Annotated in this window: 19 protein-coding genes; 14 read left to right on the top strand and 5 right to left on the bottom strand. The window is 51.0% G+C overall.

What is annotated here, in order from left to right; translation table 11 throughout:
• The first annotated feature begins 2 nt into the window (after window positions 1–2).
• Both P2G53_RS08915 and P2G53_RS08910 read left to right on the top strand, forming a co-directional pair.
• Window positions 3–1,529 carry an MFS transporter gene (locus tag P2G53_RS08915; protein ID WP_275816344.1) on the top strand — a complete coding sequence of 509 codons (1,527 nt, stop codon included), beginning with the start codon at window positions 3–5 and terminating at the stop codon, window positions 1,527–1,529.
• A gap of 75 nt (window positions 1,530–1,604) precedes the next feature.
• Window positions 1,605–1,817: a hypothetical protein gene (locus P2G53_RS08910; RefSeq protein WP_275816342.1), complete on the top strand. Its 213-nt coding sequence runs from the start codon at window positions 1,605–1,607 to the stop codon at window positions 1,815–1,817.
• Between the two features lie 70 nt (window positions 1,818–1,887).
• Here the strand turns inward: P2G53_RS08910 and P2G53_RS08905 are convergent, their stop codons facing one another.
• Window positions 1,888–2,655 carry an SDR family oxidoreductase gene (locus tag P2G53_RS08905; protein ID WP_275816340.1) on the bottom strand — a complete coding sequence of 256 codons (768 nt, stop codon included), beginning with the start codon at window positions 2,653–2,655 and terminating at the stop codon, window positions 1,888–1,890.
• Between the two features lie 407 nt (window positions 2,656–3,062).
• Here P2G53_RS08905 and P2G53_RS08900 point away from each other — a divergent pair, with 407 nt between their 5' ends.
• The 9 genes from P2G53_RS08900 to P2G53_RS08860 all read left to right on the top strand — a co-directional run bounded on the left by P2G53_RS08900 (window position 3,063) and on the right by P2G53_RS08860 (window position 11,932).
• The gene (locus P2G53_RS08900) at window positions 3,063–3,539 is read left to right on the top strand and encodes an FxsA family protein (RefSeq protein WP_275816338.1); all 477 of its coding nucleotides are present in this window, start codon (window positions 3,063–3,065) and stop codon (window positions 3,537–3,539) included.
• 176 nt (window positions 3,540–3,715) lie between these two features.
• A complete protein-coding gene (locus tag P2G53_RS08895; RefSeq protein ID WP_275816336.1) occupies window positions 3,716–4,003 on the top strand; it encodes a co-chaperone GroES in 288 nt (95 codons plus the stop codon).
• A 51-nt stretch (window positions 4,004–4,054) separates the two neighbouring features.
• Window positions 4,055–5,698 carry a chaperonin GroEL gene (gene groL, locus P2G53_RS08890; RefSeq protein WP_275816334.1) on the top strand — a complete coding sequence of 548 codons (1,644 nt, stop codon included), beginning with the start codon at window positions 4,055–4,057 and terminating at the stop codon, window positions 5,696–5,698.
• A 132-nt stretch (window positions 5,699–5,830) separates the two neighbouring features.
• Entirely contained in the window at window positions 5,831–6,736 is a 906-nt protein-coding gene (locus P2G53_RS08885) for a hypothetical protein (protein WP_275816332.1), read from the top strand.
• Window positions 6,737–6,867: 131 nt separating this feature from the next.
• Window positions 6,868–7,428 (top strand): RNA 2',3'-cyclic phosphodiesterase, encoded by a 561-nt coding sequence (gene thpR / locus P2G53_RS08880; RefSeq protein ID WP_275816330.1) that lies wholly within the window; start codon window positions 6,868–6,870, stop codon window positions 7,426–7,428.
• Between the two features lie 21 nt (window positions 7,429–7,449).
• Complete coding sequence (gene yegQ / locus P2G53_RS08875) at window positions 7,450–8,796, top strand: tRNA 5-hydroxyuridine modification protein YegQ (protein ID WP_275816328.1); 1,347 nt, start codon at window positions 7,450–7,452, stop codon at window positions 8,794–8,796.
• A gap of 25 nt (window positions 8,797–8,821) precedes the next feature.
• Window positions 8,822–9,676, top strand: coding sequence for a prenyltransferase (locus P2G53_RS08870; RefSeq protein ID WP_275816326.1), 855 nt, complete (start codon window positions 8,822–8,824; stop codon window positions 9,674–9,676).
• Window positions 9,677–9,835: 159 nt separating this feature from the next.
• A complete protein-coding gene (locus tag P2G53_RS08865) occupies window positions 9,836–11,341 on the top strand; it encodes a fumarate hydratase (RefSeq protein ID WP_275816324.1) in 1,506 nt (501 codons plus the stop codon).
• Window positions 11,342–11,551: 210 nt separating this feature from the next.
• Window positions 11,552–11,932: a c-type cytochrome gene (locus P2G53_RS08860; protein WP_275816322.1), complete on the top strand. Its 381-nt coding sequence runs from the start codon at window positions 11,552–11,554 to the stop codon at window positions 11,930–11,932.
• A 106-nt stretch (window positions 11,933–12,038) separates the two neighbouring features.
• Here the strand turns inward: P2G53_RS08860 and P2G53_RS08855 are convergent, their stop codons facing one another.
• Entirely contained in the window at window positions 12,039–12,359 is a 321-nt protein-coding gene (locus P2G53_RS08855; protein WP_275816320.1) for a hypothetical protein, read from the bottom strand.
• A gap of 190 nt (window positions 12,360–12,549) precedes the next feature.
• On the opposite strand from P2G53_RS08855, the gene P2G53_RS08850 reads away from it, so the two are divergent.
• Complete coding sequence (locus tag P2G53_RS08850) at window positions 12,550–12,996, top strand: flavodoxin (RefSeq protein ID WP_275816318.1); 447 nt, start codon at window positions 12,550–12,552, stop codon at window positions 12,994–12,996.
• Here P2G53_RS08850 and P2G53_RS08845 read toward each other — a convergent pair.
• Genes P2G53_RS08845 through P2G53_RS08835 form a run of 3 tightly spaced genes read right to left on the bottom strand, consistent with a single transcriptional unit; the run spans window position 12,987 to window position 16,001 of the window.
• Window positions 12,987–13,607: an alpha-ketoglutarate-dependent dioxygenase AlkB gene (locus P2G53_RS08845; protein WP_275816316.1), complete on the bottom strand. Its 621-nt coding sequence runs from the start codon at window positions 13,605–13,607 to the stop codon at window positions 12,987–12,989. The genes P2G53_RS08850 and P2G53_RS08845 overlap by 10 nt on opposite strands.
• The gene (locus P2G53_RS08840; protein WP_275816314.1) at window positions 13,604–14,488 is read right to left on the bottom strand and encodes a ribose-phosphate pyrophosphokinase; all 885 of its coding nucleotides are present in this window, start codon (window positions 14,486–14,488) and stop codon (window positions 13,604–13,606) included. The genes P2G53_RS08845 and P2G53_RS08840 overlap by 4 nt, the downstream gene beginning before the upstream one ends.
• Complete coding sequence (locus P2G53_RS08835) at window positions 14,478–16,001, bottom strand: thymidine phosphorylase family protein (protein ID WP_275816311.1); 1,524 nt, start codon at window positions 15,999–16,001, stop codon at window positions 14,478–14,480. The genes P2G53_RS08840 and P2G53_RS08835 overlap by 11 nt, the downstream gene beginning before the upstream one ends.
• A gap of 107 nt (window positions 16,002–16,108) precedes the next feature.
• Between P2G53_RS08835 and P2G53_RS08830 the strand changes: the two genes are divergently transcribed.
• Both P2G53_RS08830 and purU read left to right on the top strand, forming a co-directional pair.
• Entirely contained in the window at window positions 16,109–16,450 is a 342-nt protein-coding gene (locus P2G53_RS08830; protein WP_275816309.1) for a 4a-hydroxytetrahydrobiopterin dehydratase, read from the top strand.
• A 98-nt stretch (window positions 16,451–16,548) separates the two neighbouring features.
• Window positions 16,549–17,403: a formyltetrahydrofolate deformylase gene (purU, locus tag P2G53_RS08825; protein WP_275816307.1), complete on the top strand. Its 855-nt coding sequence runs from the start codon at window positions 16,549–16,551 to the stop codon at window positions 17,401–17,403.
• Window positions 17,404–17,548: the final 145 nt, after the last annotated feature.

Genomic DNA, 17,548 nt, shown 5'->3' with positions numbered 1-17,548 from the left:
AGATGACTCAGCCTCAGGTGAGCTGGCGGGAAGCCCTTGAGGCTATGCTCCACCCTCGTGTGGTCGGCATGCTCTTTCTTGGTTTTTCAGCAGGTATTCCCATCCTGCTTATCTTCTCTTCTTTATCGCTATGGTTGCTGGAAGCCGGTGTAGAACGGGCTTCCATTACGTTTTTCAGCTGGGCAGCACTGGGTTATTCATTCAAGTTTGTCTGGGCACCGTTGGTTGATCAGCTGCCTCTGCCTCTACTGACACGCTGGCTGGGTCGCCGTCGTGGTTGGCTGTTGCTATCTCAGCTGGCAATCATTCTGTCTATTGTCAGCATGGCCAATACCGATCCGCAAACCGGTTCATTGGCGATCATGGCGATTGCTGCTGTTGCACTGGGGTTCTCTTCGGCAACACAGGATATCGTTATCGATGCCTATCGTATTGAAGCGGCATCGCTACGCCTGCAGAGTTTGCTGTCCTCGGCGTATATTGCGGGTTATCGGGTTGCCATGGTAATTGCCGGCGCTGGTGCACTCTATCTGGCCGCGGGTTTTGGCAGCACGATGGAGAATTATGTGTATTCAGCCTGGCAGAAAACCTACTGGCTGATAGCCATGACCATGTTGTTAGGTGTACTGACAACGCTGGTTATTGCTGAACCTGAAACCAGTCAGCAGCGTCCTTACAATCACCGTGCAGTCACGTATTTGCGCTTTTTAGGGGTATTTGTAATTGCAGTCATTGCGTTTGCCACCTGCTTTTACCTGAGCGGTGATGTTATTCAATCCCTTAAAACGCTCGCTGCAGATCCTCTATTGGGTTTTTTGTTGGAGGTTGTACGGCTGGTTCTGGCAATCGCAGTGGCTTTGCTGGTTGCGAAAAGTTGTATTTTGCTGGGCGTGGTAGAGCAGCAGATGCTGGATGAAACCTACAAAGCCCCCGTGGCAGATTTCTTTGCCCGCTACGGTCTGAAAACGGCTGTTTTATTGCTGCTGCTTGTGGGTACGTACCGCATTTCTGACATCATTCTGGGTGTGATTTCCAATGTGTTTTATGCCGACATAGGTTTCAGTAAAGAGCAGATTGCCCTTGCGGTTAAAACCTTCGGCGTGGTGATGGCGATTGTAGGTGGTTTTTTGGGTGGGGTGCTCTCCATGCGCTTTGGCGTCTTGCGTATCCTGTTTACAGGTGCGTTACTGGCTGCGCTCACAAATCTGATGTTTCTATGGCTTGCGGCTGTACCTGAACTTTGGCTGATGTACCTGGTGGTAGCAGCAGATAACCTCTGCGCCGGTTTGGCAGGAGCGGCATTTGTAGCATTTTTGTCCGGCCTGACTAATGTTTCCTTTTCAGCCATGCAGTATGCGATCTTTAGTTCGGTCATGACCTTGCTGCCAAAATTACTGGCAGGGTATTCCGGCAGTATGGTGGATAGTCTTGGCTACAATCAGTTTTTTGTTATTACAACCCTCCTGGGCTTGCCCGTTCTGGTGTTGGTCGTGCTGGCAGGGAAGCGACTGATTAAACAAGATCATTAAATGATAATGATTCGTATTTAAATTTACATATAAATCAGTTATTCTGAGTGGGTATAAACCTGTGAGGGATTCAGAATGACTTATCAGATTGATGCCTGGCTTGAACGTAGTGACCCCTACCTGCGCATTATTGATTGTCAGTCGGGTGTGGTGGTGATGGAGTGGCGCAACCAGCGTCTGAAAGGGTTACTGGAGCAGGGCGATATAACGCGACAGGAACTTGAGGACAAAAGCACTAATCAACAGGCGTTGGTGAGAGATCTTTTCCTCTATGACTGCATCTCATAACGGTTGCCAATAGGGCTGAAAACAAAAAAGCCACGACCGGAGCCGTGGCTTTTTTTCAGTGAGTCAGCGATTAGATACGCAGGCCACCGTCTACTTCGAAACAACGACCAGAGATGTAGTCGTTTTCCAGAATGAACGCAACAGTAGAAGCGATCTCTTCTGGTTTACCCAGACGCTTAGCCGGGATACCTGCAGCGATTTTTTCCAGTGCTTCAGGTTTCATGCTCATAACCATCTCAGTACCGATGTAACCCGGTGCGATGGACGCAGCACGGATACCGTAGCGGGACAGCTCTTTAGACCAGGTAACTGCCATGGCTTCTACAGCAGCTTTAGTAGCAGTGTAGTTAGTCTGGCCCATGTTACCGGAGCGAGAGATAGAAGAGATGTTGATGATACAGCCTGGGATGCCCAGATCAATCATTTTAGCCACAGCTTCACGGGCACACAGGAAGGTGCCAGTCAGGTTAACGTCCATGACCAGATTCCACTGATCCATGGTCATTTTGGCAGCCACTTTACCGGTTTCACGATCGACTTTCATAAACAGACCGTCGCGGGTAATACCAGCATTGTTTACCAGACCGTGAACTGCGCCGAAATCGGCAACAACGTCGTCAAACAGTTTAACTACGTCTTCTTCTTTAGCGACGTTACAGATGTAACCACGTGCTTCTACGCCTTTTTCAGCGCACATCGCTGCGGTTGCATCCAAATCTTCCTGGCTCAGGTCAGCCAGCGCCAGTTTTGCGCCTTTAGCAGCCAGATCCAGAGCCATGGCACGACCAAGGCCACGACCACCGCCAGTAACAACAATTACTTTATCTTTAAGTTCCATTGCGGATTACCCTAACTTCGATTGTCTTTTTGTGCATTGCGCCATTGTGCAGGCGATCAAGGTAGCTTGCTTTCGCAAAAATGTCCATAACTTGAACAATGCTTCAGAAAATATGGATTTGCAGGACGGTAAAAAGTTGTAGGGGTGATTTTATTTTGCAGTTGCTAAATCACTGAAATACCAATTATTTTTTGTTTCATGACTGCAATGCAGTATTTTTATAAGCCCATTGGGGGTGTGCTCAAAGCTAAGGTTGCATAACACGAAAAGAGGGCGAAGACTGATGCTTTGGCGTACACTGAGTCGCTTGTTTTATCGAAAAACCCAGTTGTTAAGTTGAATTTAAGGCCTTTGCGCCAATCTATACCCTACACACTGATTAAGTTGACCCAACTGCCGAGGATTTGATGCGGTTTCTATTTCTTCTGTTTATTGTGATGCCCATTGTTGAAATTACTTTGCTGATTCAGGTGGGTCAGGTGATTGGCACCTGGAACACGGTGGGACTGGTGTTACTGTCTGCGTTTATTGGCGTAAATATGCTGCGTTATCAGAGTCTGGCAACGCTCAGTCGTGCCCAGCAACGAGCTCAGGCTGGAGAGATTCCGGGCCAGGAGATGGTTGAAGGCATTGCCCTGGCTGTAGGGGGCGCTTTACTGGTAACACCCGGGTTTGTTACTGATTTGATTGGTTTTAGTTGTTTGTTGCCCCAGAGTCGAAAGTGGCTGGCTGCACAACTGATGAAACGGTTTACAGTGGTCGCCATGTCCTCTTCGACGCAGTATTCGCATGGCGCACCACATGGACATTCTAAATCACCTCATTCACGCCGTAATGGCCATCAGGGGGATGTCATTGAAGGCGAATACGAACGTAAGGACTGACGCCGGACACACTGAATAAAGACAAATAAAATTTTTTCAGGCGTGCCATTGAAATGCTTTTTTGCGCCCCAATCTAGCTAGCCAACGGGCAATTTAGTCATCAGCTGATGTCTTAATGTGCCTGCCTCAAACAAAAAACATGTTGTTTTTGATCAGAAGATCAGGAGAAAAAACAGATGAAAATTCGTCCGCTTCACGACCGTGTTGTTATCCGTCGTAACGAGGAAGAAGCTACCACTGCCAGCGGTATTGTGCTGCCGGGTTCCGCACAGGAAAAACCGAACCAGGGCAAAATTATCGCGGTTGGCGAAGGCCGTCTGCTGAATAACGGTGAACTGAAGCCAATGTCTGTCAGCGTGGGTGATACCGTGCTGTTTGGTGGCTATGCAAACACCGTCAAAATCGATGGTGAAGAGCTGCTGATTCTGAGCGAAGGTGAAATCTACGCTGTACTGGAAAGCTGATTCGAAGCATTTCCCTGAACCGTGAAACGAATTTGATACAGGATTATAACAATGGCTAAAGATGTACGTTTTGGTAATGACGCTCGTCAGAGAATGCTGGCAGGTGTAAATATCCTGGCTGACGCTGTTAAAACTACGCTGGGCCCTAAAGGCCGTAATGTTGTTCTGGAAAAATCCTTTGGCGCGCCAACTGTCACTAAAGATGGTGTATCGGTTGCCAAAGAGATTGAACTGGAAGATAAGTTTGAGAACATGGGCGCTCAGATGGTTAAGGAAGTTGCTTCCAAAGCCAACGATGCTGCCGGTGACGGTACCACCACTGCTACTGTTCTGGCTCAGGCAATTGTTAATGAAGGCCTGAAGTCTGTTGCGGCGGGTATGAACCCAATGGATCTGAAACGCGGTATCGACAAAGCGACTGCTGCTGTTGTAACCAAGATTCAGGAACTGTCCGTACCCTGTACTGACACCAAAGCGATCGCTCAGGTAGGTACAATCTCTGCCAACTCCGACACCCAGATCGGTGAAATCATCGCTGAAGCGATGGAGCGTGTGGGTAAAGAGGGTGTCATCACAGTAGAAGAAGGTTCTGGTCTGGAGAACGAACTGGCTGTGGTTGAAGGTATGCAGTTTGACCGCGGTTACCTGTCTCCTTACTTCATCAACAAACAGGAAAACATGACCGCTGAAGTTGAGCAGCCATACATCCTGTTGTTTGACAAAAAGATCTCCAGCATCCGTGAACTGCTGCCAGTACTGGAGCAGGTAGCTAAATCTTCCCGTCCTCTGCTGATCATTGCTGAAGATGTTGAAGGTGAAGCACTGGCAACACTGGTTGTGAACAACATGCGCGGCATCGTTAAAGTAGCTGCAGTAAAAGCGCCGGGCTTCGGTGATCGTCGTAAGGCGATGCTGGAAGACATCGCTGTTCTGACAGGCGGTACTGTGATCTCTGAAGAAGTGGGTCTGAGTCTGGAAGAAGCCACCCTGAACCAGCTGGGTCAGGCTAAGCGTGTCACTATCACTAAAGACAACACCACCATTGTTGATGGTGTCGGTTCTGCTGAAGCGATTGAAGCGCGTGTCGGTCAGATCCGTGCTCAGATTGAAGAAACCAGCTCTGACTACGACCGTGAAAAGCTGCAGGAACGTGTGGCTAAACTGGCGGGCGGTGTGGCTGTGATCAAAGTGGGCGCAGCGACTGAAGTCGAAATGAAAGAGAAAAAAGCACGCGTTGAAGACGCGCTGCACGCAACCCGTGCTGCGGTTGAAGAAGGCGTTGTGCCTGGTGGTGGTGTTGCACTGATTCGTGCGCTGTCCAGCGTATCTGATCTGAAAGGTGACAACCACGACCAGAACGTTGGTATTGAACTGGCGTTCCGCGCGATGGAAGCACCACTGCGTCAGATCGTCGGTAACGCAGGTGAAGAAGGTTCTGTGATCGTTTCTAAAGTACGTGAAGGTTCCGGTAACTTCGGTTTCAACGCGGGTACTGGCGAATACGGTGACATGATCGAAATGGGTATCCTCGACCCGGCTAAAGTAACCCGCTCTGCACTGCAGGCAGCGGCTTCTGTTGCCGGTCTGATGATCACCACTGAAGCCATGGTTGCTGAAAAACCACAGGAAAAAGGTGCTGGCATGCCGGATATGGGTGGCATGGGTGGCATGGGCGGTATGGGCGGCATGATGTAAGCCTGCTCCGTCTTTGGAAAAACCTCGCTTCGGCGGGGTTTTTTTATACCTGGTCGATTCCGTCGGCCTCTTTTGTCGAACCCCTAAAACTGGTAGTGTTTGGCTGATTTTTTTGCGAATTTGGAAGCTGTGATGAACCGACAGGATGATGATCTGAATGTGCCCGACCTGGGGCCGGCAGAAACGGACCGGAATGACTTTAGTGCACGTGCTGACTACGGCCAGCTTCGGAATTCGCACACTCACGCGGCTGGTCGAAGCGGTCCTGGCTGGTTCACAACCCTGGTGCTGGTGATTCTGGTTGGCTCGGTGACCGGGCTGGGGTATGTCGGTTTTGGGCTTTATCAGCAGCAACAGCAACGTGAAGTGACCTTTGCTCAGGCTCAGCAGCAGATCATTGAGTTGCGTGAACTGCTTAAATCAGCAGAGCAGGGGGCTGAGGCATCGGGCCAGACGCTGACCCAGCGCCTGCAGAAACTGGAAGCAGCGCATGCAGAAAAGACCAAACTCTATGATTCTGAAATTGCCAAGCTCTGGACCCTGGCGCATCAAAAGAATGCGCCTAAGCTGGATGAACATGACAAAACCCTCGCGGCCCAGGACACCCAGCTGAAAAAAATTACTGATCAGCTGGCGAAACAGGATAAAGGTCTGCAGGGCGTTCAGACTCAGGTGGCAGGGTATTCTGATCAGCTAAAAACATTGCCTGAGCTGAAAAAACAGCAAACAGCCTTGCAAAAACAGATGACGGATAAACAAGCTGAAGTAGCCCAGCTGGTGGCCCGGCTTGAAACGCAACTGGCAGCAACCACAGAACTACTGCAAGAGCAGATTGATCAGCTCAAATCCGGGCAGAAACAGTTGGCAAATAAACCTGACGGGGCTGATAAAGCGACTATCGCTGAACTGGAGCGCCGCTTAAGGCTTAATGAACAGTCGGTCCGGGCATTTGACTCTACCCGTCAGCAGCTGAATCAGGAGTTGCTTCAGGTCAAACAGAAACTCAATACATTGCAACTTGCAATTGAGTCTCGCTAATTAGCTGTTTTTATTAAGGTTGTAGCTGTGGCTTTGAATTTATGCCGCAGTGCGACCTTTTCCTATTTGCCTCAGTCCACCGCTGAAGGCAAAATATCCGTTCAGATCAGTTCAGGGGCATTACCTGCGTAATGAAATTAAGGGTATTTTTTGCACTACGTTTGCCGGATGCGGTTGTTCGCTGGCTGTCGGATCATGCAGATGCCCTTTGTCAGTTTGATCAGCACGGTGAAGTGAGCTGGGTTGATGCCGACCGGTACCATCTGACCCTCTGCTTTTTGGGGAATATCTCCCTTGAACAGGTCGCACTGCTTGAGCAGAAAACCCGAGAAAGGCTGGCAGATGTCAGTTCTTTTCAGGTTCACATAAACGATACCCAGTATTATCGAGTCAATCAGCGACTGGCACTGGTGGCCGGTATACCTGAATTCAGTGATGAACTGTTGAATCTGCATCTGGGTATGGTGCAGGTGGTCGAAGATGCGGGTATCGCTTATAAAGAAATTGGCTTTAAGCCACATATCACACTGGGCCGTCTGTCCGGAGATAATAGTTTTGAACCACCTGATGCTTTCCCGGCGATTGATATGTACAGCCTGGCGGATGCGGTGGTTTTGATGCAAAGCAGGCCCGTAGAGGGTGGTTCGATTTATACACCGCTGTTCGAAGTGCCATTGCAAACCATGATTTAAGCCCCTGGGTGCCAACTACCGATGCAAACCCCTGAATTGCTGTCCCCTGCCGGGACGTTGAAAAACATGAAATATGCCTTTGCGTACGGCGCTGATGCCGTTTACGCAGGTCAGCCACGCTACAGCCTGCGTGTGCGTAATAATGATTTCAATATGGAGAATCTCGGCGAAGGGATCGCAATTGCACATCAGCTGGGCAAAAAATTCTATCTGGCCAGCAATATTCTGCCTCATAACAGTAAGCTGACCACCTATATTGATGACCTGAAGCCAGTCATTGAGATGGGACCGGATGCGCTGATCATGTCGGATCCAGGTTTGATCTGGATGGTAAAAGAGCATTTTCCGGATGTGCCGATCCATCTCTCAGTTCAGGCCAATACCATGAACTGGGCAGCGGTTAAATTCTGGCACCAGATGGGGATTGAACGGGTCATCCTGTCACGTGAGCTTTCACTGGAAGAGGTTGAGGAGATTCGTCAGCGTTGTCCTGAAATGGAGCTGGAAGTGTTTGTGCATGGCGCGTTGTGCATTGCCTATTCCGGTCGTTGTCTGTTGTCGGGTTATATCAATAAGCGGGATCCTAACCAGGGCACCTGCACCAATACCTGCCGCTGGAAGTACGATGCGCACGAAGCAACCCAGAATGAATCCGGTGATGTGGTGGCGGTTGAACAGTTTGACCCACAGGCTGAAGTGCAGCCTGATCTGGGCGAAGGTAAGCCAACGGATCGTATTTTCCTGTTACAGGAAGAGACCCGTCCCGGCGAATACATGCCTGCGTTTGAAGATGAACACGGCACCTACATCATGAATTCCAAAGATTTGCGGGCGATTCAGCATGTCCACCGGCTGGCGGCCATGGGAGTAAGTTCATTAAAGATTGAAGGCCGCACAAAGTCCCACTATTACGTTGCCCGCACCGCACAGACCTATCGTAAAGCGATTGATGATGCCGTGGCGGGAAAACCCTTTGATATGAAACTGATGGACGAGCTGGAAAACCTGGCCAGTCGCGGGTACACGGAGGGTTTTTACCGTCGCCATGTGCACGACGAGTACCAGAACTATGAAACTGGTAACTCAGTGGGCGTACATCAGCAGTTTGTCGGTGAAGTGCTGGGTTACGACACGGCGGCAGGGATGCTCGAGATCGATGTTAAAAACCGCTTTATGTGTGGTGATACGCTGGAGCTGATGACCCCGATGGGAAATCAGAAATTCAGACTGGATACTTTGTTGGATAAAAAAGGTCAGCTCACCGATGTGGCGCCTGGTTCGGGCCACCGTGTGAAGATTCCAATGGCGTTTGAGCAGGTGCCGGATTTCGCGCTTTTGATGCGTGATCTGCCGAATGCACCGGCTTAATTAGGAATGATGTCAGGCTCAGACCGTGATTTTTGTATCAAAATATAATTTCCGCAAAGCGCTGCGTCCGTTTTCCCTGAGCGTTAGCCTGGTGGCCTGCTCCACAGGACTGTTCAGTGCGTACCGTGATGGCTTTTACGACACGCTAACGGCTGCATTGGTGCTGCTGGCCGGTGTATTGCTGCAGTCCGGAGTCAATCTGATTAATGACTATTCCGATGGCAAGGGTCTAGATCCAGAGTATCAGCGACGGATTCGGCGGAATTTTTTTCTAGGTTTGCTGGCGTTTGTGGCGACCATTCCCATCACCCTCTATCTGGTGATGCATTCCGGTCTTGGATTGGTCTGGCTGGTGTTTTTAGGTGTTATCGGCGCGATTGGTTACACCATGGAGCCGATCAACTATAAACGCCGTGGACTGGGCGTGCCGCTGGTGTTCTGGCTGATGGGCATGATGATGGTGGCGGGGGCCTATTATGCTCAAGTGGGTCATTTTAGTGTCCATATATGGTTACAGGCTGTTCCGGTGAGTGTGCTGGTGGCCATGCTTTTGCTGAGCAATGAGCTGCGCGATTTTGAGGAGGATAAAGCTCAGGGTGTCGCAACGCTGAGTGTCAGGCTGGGGTATCCTCGTGCCATGTGGCTCTACCGCGGTGGACTGCTGGCCAGCTATCTGATCGCCTTTTTATGGGTTGCGACGGGCACATTGCCGGCTGCCTGGCTGGTCATTTTTACTTTCCCGCTGGCAACGGCGCCATGGGCACTGAGTGGCAAGCAGGAACCGGTCTCGCGGAAGATGATTACTGTCATGACCGGCCGTTTACTGGCGGGATTTGGGTTCTTCTACTGTGCCGCATTTCTGGTGGGCATTCCCCACTGAAACAGGCCCGACTAATACCAAGGCGGAACACGCCTGAAACCAGTTTTGGTGTATACTGCCGCCCTGTTTAGCTTCCCGCAGAGGAAGTATTTTCATTTCACCCCATGATTGGGGTGGGCCGACGTTTGATAGACAAGAGCTTAAGTGGGAGCCTCAACCATGAGCGTAATCCGTGAAGACGATTTCGTCAGCAGCATTGCTGATGCCTTGCAGTTTATCTCCTATTACCACCCGATCGATTTTATTCAGGGTGTACATGAGGCTTACCTGAGAGAGGAAAATCCTGCTGCCAAAGATGCCATGGCACAGATTTTGATCAACTCACGTATGTGTGCTGAGGGGCATCGCCCGATCTGTCAGGATACTGGTATCGTGACTGTATTCCTGAAGGTGGGCATGAATGTCACCTGGGATGCCAAACAGAGCGTGACCGACATGGTCAATGAAGGCGTGCGCCGTGCTTACCTGCACCCCGATAATGTTTTGCGTGCCTCCATCCTGGCTGACCCTGCTGGCAAACGTCAGAACACCAAAGACAATACCCCGGCGGTTATTCATTACGAAATCGTTGAAGGTGATGAAGTCGAAGTACACGTCGCAGCCAAAGGCGGCGGTTCAGAGAACAAATCCAAAATGGTGATGCTGAATCCTTCTGACAGCATTGTCGACTGGGTCGTGAAAACCGTGCCGACCATGGGGGCGGGCTGGTGCCCACCGGGTATGCTGGGTCTGGGTATTGGTGGTACTGCAGAAAAAGCCGCTGTACTGGCGAAAGAATCCCTGATGGATCCGATTGATATTCATGAGCTGCGTGAGCGTGGTCCTCAAAACCGTGTTGAAGAGCTGCGTCTGGAAATCATGGATGCGGTTAACAAGCTGGGTATTGGTGCTCAGGGCCTGGGCGGTCTGACTACCGTACTGGATGTCAAAATCAAGGATTATCCAACCCATGCTGCGTCTCTGCCGGTCTGTATGATTCCAAACTGTGCGGCGACTCGTCATACACACTTCAAGCTGAAAGGTGATGGCCCTGCGGTCCTGACGCCGCCAAGTCTGTCTGACTGGCCTGAAGTGACTTTTGAAGTGGGCTCTAACACCCGTCGCGTTAACCTGGATGAAATTACGCCGGAAGATGTTAAAGAGTGGAAAGTGGGTGAAACCGTGTTGCTGAACGGCAAAATGCTGACTGGCCGCGATGCTGCTCACAAGAAAATCGTTGAGATGCTGAACAACGGTGAAGAACTGCCGGTTGATCTGAAAGGTCGCTTTATCTACTACGTTGGCCCGGTTGATCCTGTGCGTGAAGAGGTTGTGGGTCCTGCAGGTCCAACAACTTCAACCCGAATGGACAAGTTTACCCGCCAGGTACTGGAATCTACCGGTCTGCTCGGCATGATTGGTAAATCAGAGCGTGGTCCGATTGCCATTGAAGCGATCCGTGATAACGGTGCGGTTTACCTGATGGCCGTTGGTGGTGCTGCGTATCTGGTATCTAAAGCGATCACCAACGCAGAAGTATTGGCCTTCCCTGAGCTGGGTATGGAAGCGATCTACGAGTTTGAAGTAAAAGATATGCCGGTCACGGTCGCCGTTGATGTGAATGGAGAATCTGTGCACAACACGGGCCCTGCCAAATGGAAAGAGATCATTGCCAAGCAGGCATAAAATGGTCAATTTTCAGTGAATTAATACAAACGCAGCCTTCGGGCTGCGTTTTTTTTGACGCGCGTCAAGCAATGCTCCGTTAGACCATTGTGTGAAATGAAAACTTGCTAATATGGCTCACAAGCCTTCAGCAAGAACTGACAGCCGCGGTGAAAACCCATCCGTCAACCTTGAAGGCAAAGGTTAAATTTTTGATTAAGGGGCAATACCATGAAAGCTAAAACTGCAAAACTCTTTGCTCTACTGCTGCCTTTGGCAGCTGCAAATGTTGCGCTGGCGGATGAGGCTGCAATGCAGGCAGCGGGTGCTGAAGTCTTTAAGAAGTGTGCAGCCTGCCACTCTGTTGATACCAGCAAAAATGCGTTTGGCCCAAGTCTGGTTGGCGTCGTAGGTCGTGAAGCTGGCAGCCTGCCACGTTTTGCTTATTCTGATGCGCTGAAAAATTCTAAAATTATTTGGAATGAAGACAATCTGCGCAAATGGATGGCTGGCAATGACCAGTTCGTACCAGGCACTCGCATGCGTCACATCGAAATCACTGACGTAGCAGAACAGGATTACCTGCTGGCTTACCTGAAAAGCCTTAAGTAATCCCATGAAGATTCAGAAAACGCGGCTTAGGCCGCGTTTTGTGTTTTATCAGGGGTAAAAAAATCTACCCCGCTAGCAGGGAGAAGGAGGATAAAGAGCCGATAGCTCAGGATGCGTTCAGCAGTTTACGCTGTTCTTCTAAATAACGTGGCATAGGGCCAGCATCTTCATAAATCTCTTCGCCGTCTTCGATGCGGATGACCTTGTTACCTGGCACATAAGGCATTTTGGCTTCGAGTTCCTGTAGTGCTTCGTGAATCAGTGATGCAACAACGTCTGCTTTGGGCAAGCGGTACATGCGAGACAGTGCTTCCAGTTTGACAGAGTCGGCCTGATAGATAGACAAAACTTCTTCAATCAATCCGCTGTTGGCACGGGCGCGGTTTTCCCAACCTTCAAGTAATTTAGAGAGATTCTGGTTCGACATTTTCTTTCCCCTTCACTGCTATCACAATTTCAGTTTAGAAGCTGTTTTCTGCATTGCAAAAAAAATGATCGCTTATATAAGGTTAGCGGTCGCTGAATGAAACACTTAAGGTGTTTTTATTACGGCCTGATAACTTTTAATCTGCTGTCCTAAACGGCACAATCTGTAACCCAGTCTGTGGGAGAGTTTTATGGCGAATATCAAGGTGTTGGTGGGGACAGTCTATGGTAATGCGGAGGAGGTAGCCCGCAGCTGTGCGGATCAGCTAAAACAGGCTGGCCATCATGTATCGGTGTTTACCCGTCCTGAGTTGGAGACGGTGTTGGCTGAAGATACCGAGGTCATCCTGTTCTGTTCCTCCACCACGGGCCAGGGTGAATTGCCTGATGAGATGCTGCATCTGTATGTTCAGATGCGTGACGGATGTCCGCCCTTGCCGCATATTCGCTATGGCCTGATAGGTCTGGGTGACAGCGGTTATGAGGAATTTGCCGGTGGTCCGAAGATGCTGAATGAGTTGTTATTTGATCTTCAGCTCAAATGCGTGGGCATACCGCTGTACATTGATGCCTGTGAAACCATGGACCCGGTAACAGAGGCTCTGAAGTGGCTTGAGCAGTGGCAGGCTCAGTTGTAATCGCTTTTGTCAGAGCCGGTGATGATTTGACGGAAGGTTAAATTGATACGGGCTCGCGGGCAGTGGGAGGCTTTAGGCAGACTGTGCTGCCAGTGCTGCTGCACTCCTGATCCCATATAAAGCAGTGCGCCATGGTTTAAGTCCAATTGCAGGGATCGCTCGCCTTTGCTTCTTTTTTTGCGGCGCAGCATAAAGGTGCGTGCTGTACCCAATGACAGGCTGGCGATGTGAGGGTCATCGCCCAGCTCGGGTTCATCATCACTGTGCCAGCCCATGCTGTCATTACCATCTCGATACAGGTTCAGTAATACAGCGTTAAACCGAGTACCGGTGTACTGTTCGATACGGTTTGCCAGTTCCTGCACCTTGGGGTGCCAGGTGTTGGTTGAGAGTGTTTTGCCTGAGTAGCTGTATCGAAGGCCAGGGTCAGCCATAAAAGCCTGTAACCTGGGAATTACCCGAGTTTTGCCGAACAGTATGATGCTACCTTGCTGCCAGTCGATCTCATTTAAGAGAACCTCAAAATAGTCGTTGGCCTCGGGTTGCGACAGAAATGTATCATCCAGCCAGAGAGTCCCCGGATTCAGGCAGAGCGTATTGTCAGCGTTCATAGCATAGCGCGCACAGCATCGGCGAGAGCGGGAGCCAGTGTAATCCGGTTTGACGGGTGAGGCACGCTGTCACAGGTAAGCACCTCTGCCTGTTGTTGTAACAGGTGATAGGCATCTCCGGCGAATAAACCATGCACCGCAATGCAGATGGCTTTGGGTAATGCTGTTTGCTGCAGTTGGGCAAGTGTCATCTGCAGTGTTTTACCGCTGGAGATAATGTCATCCACTAATACCGGGGTGTGCTGTTTGAACCCGGAAAAATCGATGGGTGATACGGCTACATCGTAATCACCATAACGGGTTTTGTTGAGAATCTGGTAGGGTGCGCCCGCCAGAGAGGCGACATGGGCAACCCACTGTTCGCTTTCGCTATCGGGTCCGATCAGCAACGGCTTTGTGACATTATCAATAATCCAGTTGGCAATGACTGGAGCGGCTTCCACAACAGTGGATTGAAGGGTGTAAATCTCATCCAGACTTTTATAACGGTGCAAGTGAGGGTCGACGGTGACCAGCCAGTCAAAGTGGCTGGAGAGCAGTTGTGCAAAAAACCTTGAGGTCACCACTTCTCCCGCTTGGAACGCTTTATCCTGACGCATGTAGGGCAGATAGGGGACTACCAATCCGACCTTGAGCGCGCCCTGATCACGCGCCGCCTGTGCCAGAAAAATCAGTTCCAGCAGTTTTGCGTTTGGATGATCCAGATACGCACAGAGAATAACATGCCGCTGGCTGCAATCTGTCAGTAGCCGGAGGTAGTGTTCCCCATCGGGGAAACCGCGACGTTCTAAAGCGCCTTGCTCGATTCTCAGGGTATGGCTGAGTTTGCTGGCAAGGGCATCAGCGTCCAGTGAAAAAATCAGCGTGGTGTCAGTGTTCATCGCGCTCCAATAGGATGACTTCCGGGTGATCTTCTAAGAACTCAACGGCATAGTTTAGTTCACCGGAACTGTCGGCATGTAACGTCAGCAGTGGCTGATGTTTACTGAGCTGGTCACCCACTTTGCAATGCAGGTCTACACCCGCGGCCGGAGAAGCCGGTGCGCCGGCCAGTTTGGCAACCTTGGCCAGTAAACGGTTATCAAAGGCGAGCACTTTGCCGCCACCATTGACCAGATATTCATAACGATAAGGAGCAACCGGCGGAGTTTTAAGGCCGCCCTGTGCTTTACAGATGGCCTGGAATTTCTGCCATGCCGCACCCGACTGAAGAATCTCGATCGCCTGCTGCCGCCCCAAACCCTTCGCTGCAGTTCCGGCCATCTCCAGCATGGCGCCGGCTACGTTCGCTGCTCTATGAAACAGGTCTTCCGGCATCCCCGGATCGTTTTGTAATACCTGCAGAATATCCCGCGCCTCCAGCGCAGGCCCAATGCCCCGTCCGACAGGCTGACTGCCGTCACTGAGTAAAATTGAAAGGTTCAGCCCCAAGGTTCTGGCAACGTCACTAAAACTCTGTGCCAGTTGTTCTGCGGCGGCCTGGCTGCGCACTTTTGCTGTCGGACCAACCGGAATATCAATCAGCACATGGGTTGCACCAGCAGCAATCTTTTTCGACAAGACCGAGGCGATCAGTTGTCCTTCGCTGTCGATATCCAGTGCCCGCTCAACCTGAATCAGCAGATCGTCGGAGGGGGAGAGTCGCACTGAGCCGCCCCAGGCAAGACAGCCACCTTCCTGTTTGACGACGCGCCGCATGGCTTTCAGCGACAGGCTGACTTCAGTCAGAGTTTCCATGGTGTCGGCTGTGCCGGCGGGAGAGGTAATCGCGCGCGAGGAGGTTTTGGGCATGGTAAGCCCTGCTGCGCAGAGAATTGGTACCACAATGGGCGTTGTGCGGTTGCCGGGCAGACCTCCTACGCAGTGTTTATCGACCACCATTGGCTGCTCCCAATGAATCCGGTTGCCGGATTCAACCATGGCTTTAGTCAGGTCGGTCACTTCCTCAATGTTCAGGTGATCTCCGCTGCAGGCCGTAATAAACGCAGCCAGATGAACATCGGCATAACGGCCGGCCACAATATCGTTAATGATCTCGGCAAGTTGTTCGGGAGTGAAGGTTTTGCCGTAGACCTTGCCGCGGATGTAGCCAATGGATTGGACATGCCGGGGGTGGGAAAGCCAAACCTCGGTTCGTTCCCTCAGCTCAAGCAGATGCCAGGCGGATTCTGAGAAACCAACGCAGCCCGGTTGCAGCAGATCACCGGTGACGGTGTTAAGCGTGGCAATCAGATGGTGATGTTGTGTTCTGACCAGAACCCGGGAGCGAGCCGCAAAACCCTCAGAGCGGCACACGGGGCTGTCATCACGCAGGTAAATGGTGGGTTCCTGATGGGTGTCTATGCCCAGTCGGCAGGCATGCAAAGCAATCGCACGTTCAGGTACAAAGTTCATGCTAACCCCTTATTTTTATTACCTTCAGTGAAAGGCCAGACCTGAGCAAAGTCAAGCCTGCTGCGGTCTGCTACAGTAACAATAGTCAGGTTAAGAGAGGAAACGTTGTGTTAAATCAAGAACAGTGCGAAGCCTGTCGTGTTGGTGCGCCCAAAGTTGACGATGCCGAGGCGCTTGAGCTGCTGGCGGAAATTCCGGAATGGCAGATCGTTGACGTAAAGGGTACTCCCCAGCTGAAGCGGACCTATACCTTCAAAAACTTTGCCACGGCGCTGGCGTTTACCAACCAGGTGGGTGCGTTGGCAGAAGCAGAACAGCATCATCCTGATATTCTGACCGCCTGGGGGCGGGTGGAGCTGGTGTGGTACACCCATAAGATTGGCGGCTTGCACCGCAATGACTTTATCTGTGCGGCACGCTCCGATCAGCTTTATTCAGAGTCAGCCTGAGTACCCGCCGCTGAAATCGCTGCATCGGTCGTTTTCCAGCGTCAGGCATGCTGCTAGAATAGCCAGCCTTATAAGCGGAATGCAGTGGGATTGTGGCAATGGAACGTAGATTCAGACTGGTACTGGCGTGTCCCGATCGGGTAGGCATTGTGGCGATGGTGAGTAACTTTATCTCCAGCCATGGTGGTTCCATCGCCGACGCTAACCAGCACAGCGACACCTCAACCGGCTGGTTTTTTATGCGGGTTGAGATCAGCGCCAGCACTTTGCCATTTACACTGGATGAACTGCGTCAGGCGTTTGCGCCGATTGCCCAGTCGTTCAACATGGTTTGGGAGATCTCCGACTCCGGCAAACCGAAAAAAGTGGTCCTGATGGCCAGCCGGGAATCACACTGTCTGGCTGATCTGCTCTACCGTTACCACGAAAAAGAGCTGGATTGCGAGATTCCCTGCGTAATCTCCAACCACGATGTGTTGCGCAGTATGGTGGAGTGGCACAATATCCCGTTTATCCATGTGCCGGTTGATCGTGATAACAAGCAGCCGCATTTTGATCGGGTCAGTCAGCTGATTCGCGAATATGAAGCCGATGTTGTGGTACTGGCGCGTTACATGCAGATCCTGCCCGAGGATATCTGTGCCAGTTATGCCCACCGCATTATCAATATTCATCACAGCTTCCTGCCTTCTTTTGCTGGAGCAAAACCCTATCATCAGGCTCATGAACGGGGCGTAAAACTGATTGGTGCCACCTGTCATTATGTGACGGAAGATCTGGATGCGGGCCCGATTATTGATCAGGATGTGATCCGTATCAGCCACCGTGACCGGCCGGAAGACATGGTGCGTCTGGGACGCGATGTTGAAAAAGCGGTGTTGGCGCGTGGTTTGCGTTGGCATCTGGAAGATCGGATTCTGGTACAGGGCAACAAAACCGTCGTATTTAATTGATCCCTGTGGCTGAACCTTCTACATTGGCGGAAAGACAGTGTGAAAACTGCTAAAGATCAATAACCGGCAGCCTCACTCTGTAATAGCATAATTAAGAATAACAGGGGTAACCCGTCGGTTATCTCAGGCGATTGTGCCACGCGAT

The sequence above is a fragment of the Neptuniibacter sp. CAU 1671 genome (assembly GCF_029222905.1).
Taxonomy (GTDB): Bacteria; Pseudomonadota; Gammaproteobacteria; order Pseudomonadales; family Balneatricaceae; genus Neptuniibacter.
The sequence above is the reverse complement of the archived record's forward strand: the minus strand, read 5'-3'. Positions and strand labels throughout refer to the sequence as shown.

What these genes read in the sequence shown, in the direction of transcription:
- P2G53_RS08915 (WP_275816344.1), top strand. Translation starts at nt 3, where the DNA reads ATGACTCAGCCTCAGGTGAGCTGGCGGGAAGCCCTTGAGGCTATGCTC.
- P2G53_RS08910 (WP_275816342.1), top strand. Translation starts at nt 1,605, where the DNA reads ATGACTTATCAGATTGATGCCTGGCTTGAACGTAGTGACCCCTACCTG.
- P2G53_RS08905 (WP_275816340.1), bottom strand. Translation starts at nt 2,655, where the DNA reads ATGGAACTTAAAGATAAAGTAATTGTTGTTACTGGCGGTGGTCGTGGC.
- P2G53_RS08900 (WP_275816338.1), top strand. Translation starts at nt 3,063, where the DNA reads ATGCGGTTTCTATTTCTTCTGTTTATTGTGATGCCCATTGTTGAAATT.
- P2G53_RS08895 (WP_275816336.1), top strand. Translation starts at nt 3,716, where the DNA reads ATGAAAATTCGTCCGCTTCACGACCGTGTTGTTATCCGTCGTAACGAG.
- groL (WP_275816334.1), top strand. Translation starts at nt 4,055, where the DNA reads ATGGCTAAAGATGTACGTTTTGGTAATGACGCTCGTCAGAGAATGCTG.
- P2G53_RS08885 (WP_275816332.1), top strand. Translation starts at nt 5,831, where the DNA reads ATGAACCGACAGGATGATGATCTGAATGTGCCCGACCTGGGGCCGGCA.
- thpR (WP_275816330.1), top strand. Translation starts at nt 6,868, where the DNA reads ATGAAATTAAGGGTATTTTTTGCACTACGTTTGCCGGATGCGGTTGTT.
- yegQ (WP_275816328.1), top strand. Translation starts at nt 7,450, where the DNA reads ATGCAAACCCCTGAATTGCTGTCCCCTGCCGGGACGTTGAAAAACATG.
- P2G53_RS08865 (WP_275816324.1), top strand. Translation starts at nt 9,836, where the DNA reads ATGAGCGTAATCCGTGAAGACGATTTCGTCAGCAGCATTGCTGATGCC.
- P2G53_RS08860 (WP_275816322.1), top strand. Translation starts at nt 11,552, where the DNA reads ATGAAAGCTAAAACTGCAAAACTCTTTGCTCTACTGCTGCCTTTGGCA.
- P2G53_RS08855 (WP_275816320.1), bottom strand. Translation starts at nt 12,359, where the DNA reads ATGTCGAACCAGAATCTCTCTAAATTACTTGAAGGTTGGGAAAACCGC.
- P2G53_RS08850 (WP_275816318.1), top strand. Translation starts at nt 12,550, where the DNA reads ATGGCGAATATCAAGGTGTTGGTGGGGACAGTCTATGGTAATGCGGAG.
- P2G53_RS08845 (WP_275816316.1), bottom strand. Translation starts at nt 13,607, where the DNA reads ATGAACGCTGACAATACGCTCTGCCTGAATCCGGGGACTCTCTGGCTG.
- P2G53_RS08840 (WP_275816314.1), bottom strand. Translation starts at nt 14,488, where the DNA reads ATGAACACTGACACCACGCTGATTTTTTCACTGGACGCTGATGCCCTT.
- P2G53_RS08835 (WP_275816311.1), bottom strand. Translation starts at nt 16,001, where the DNA reads ATGAACTTTGTACCTGAACGTGCGATTGCTTTGCATGCCTGCCGACTG.
- purU (WP_275816307.1), top strand. Translation starts at nt 16,549, where the DNA reads ATGGAACGTAGATTCAGACTGGTACTGGCGTGTCCCGATCGGGTAGGC.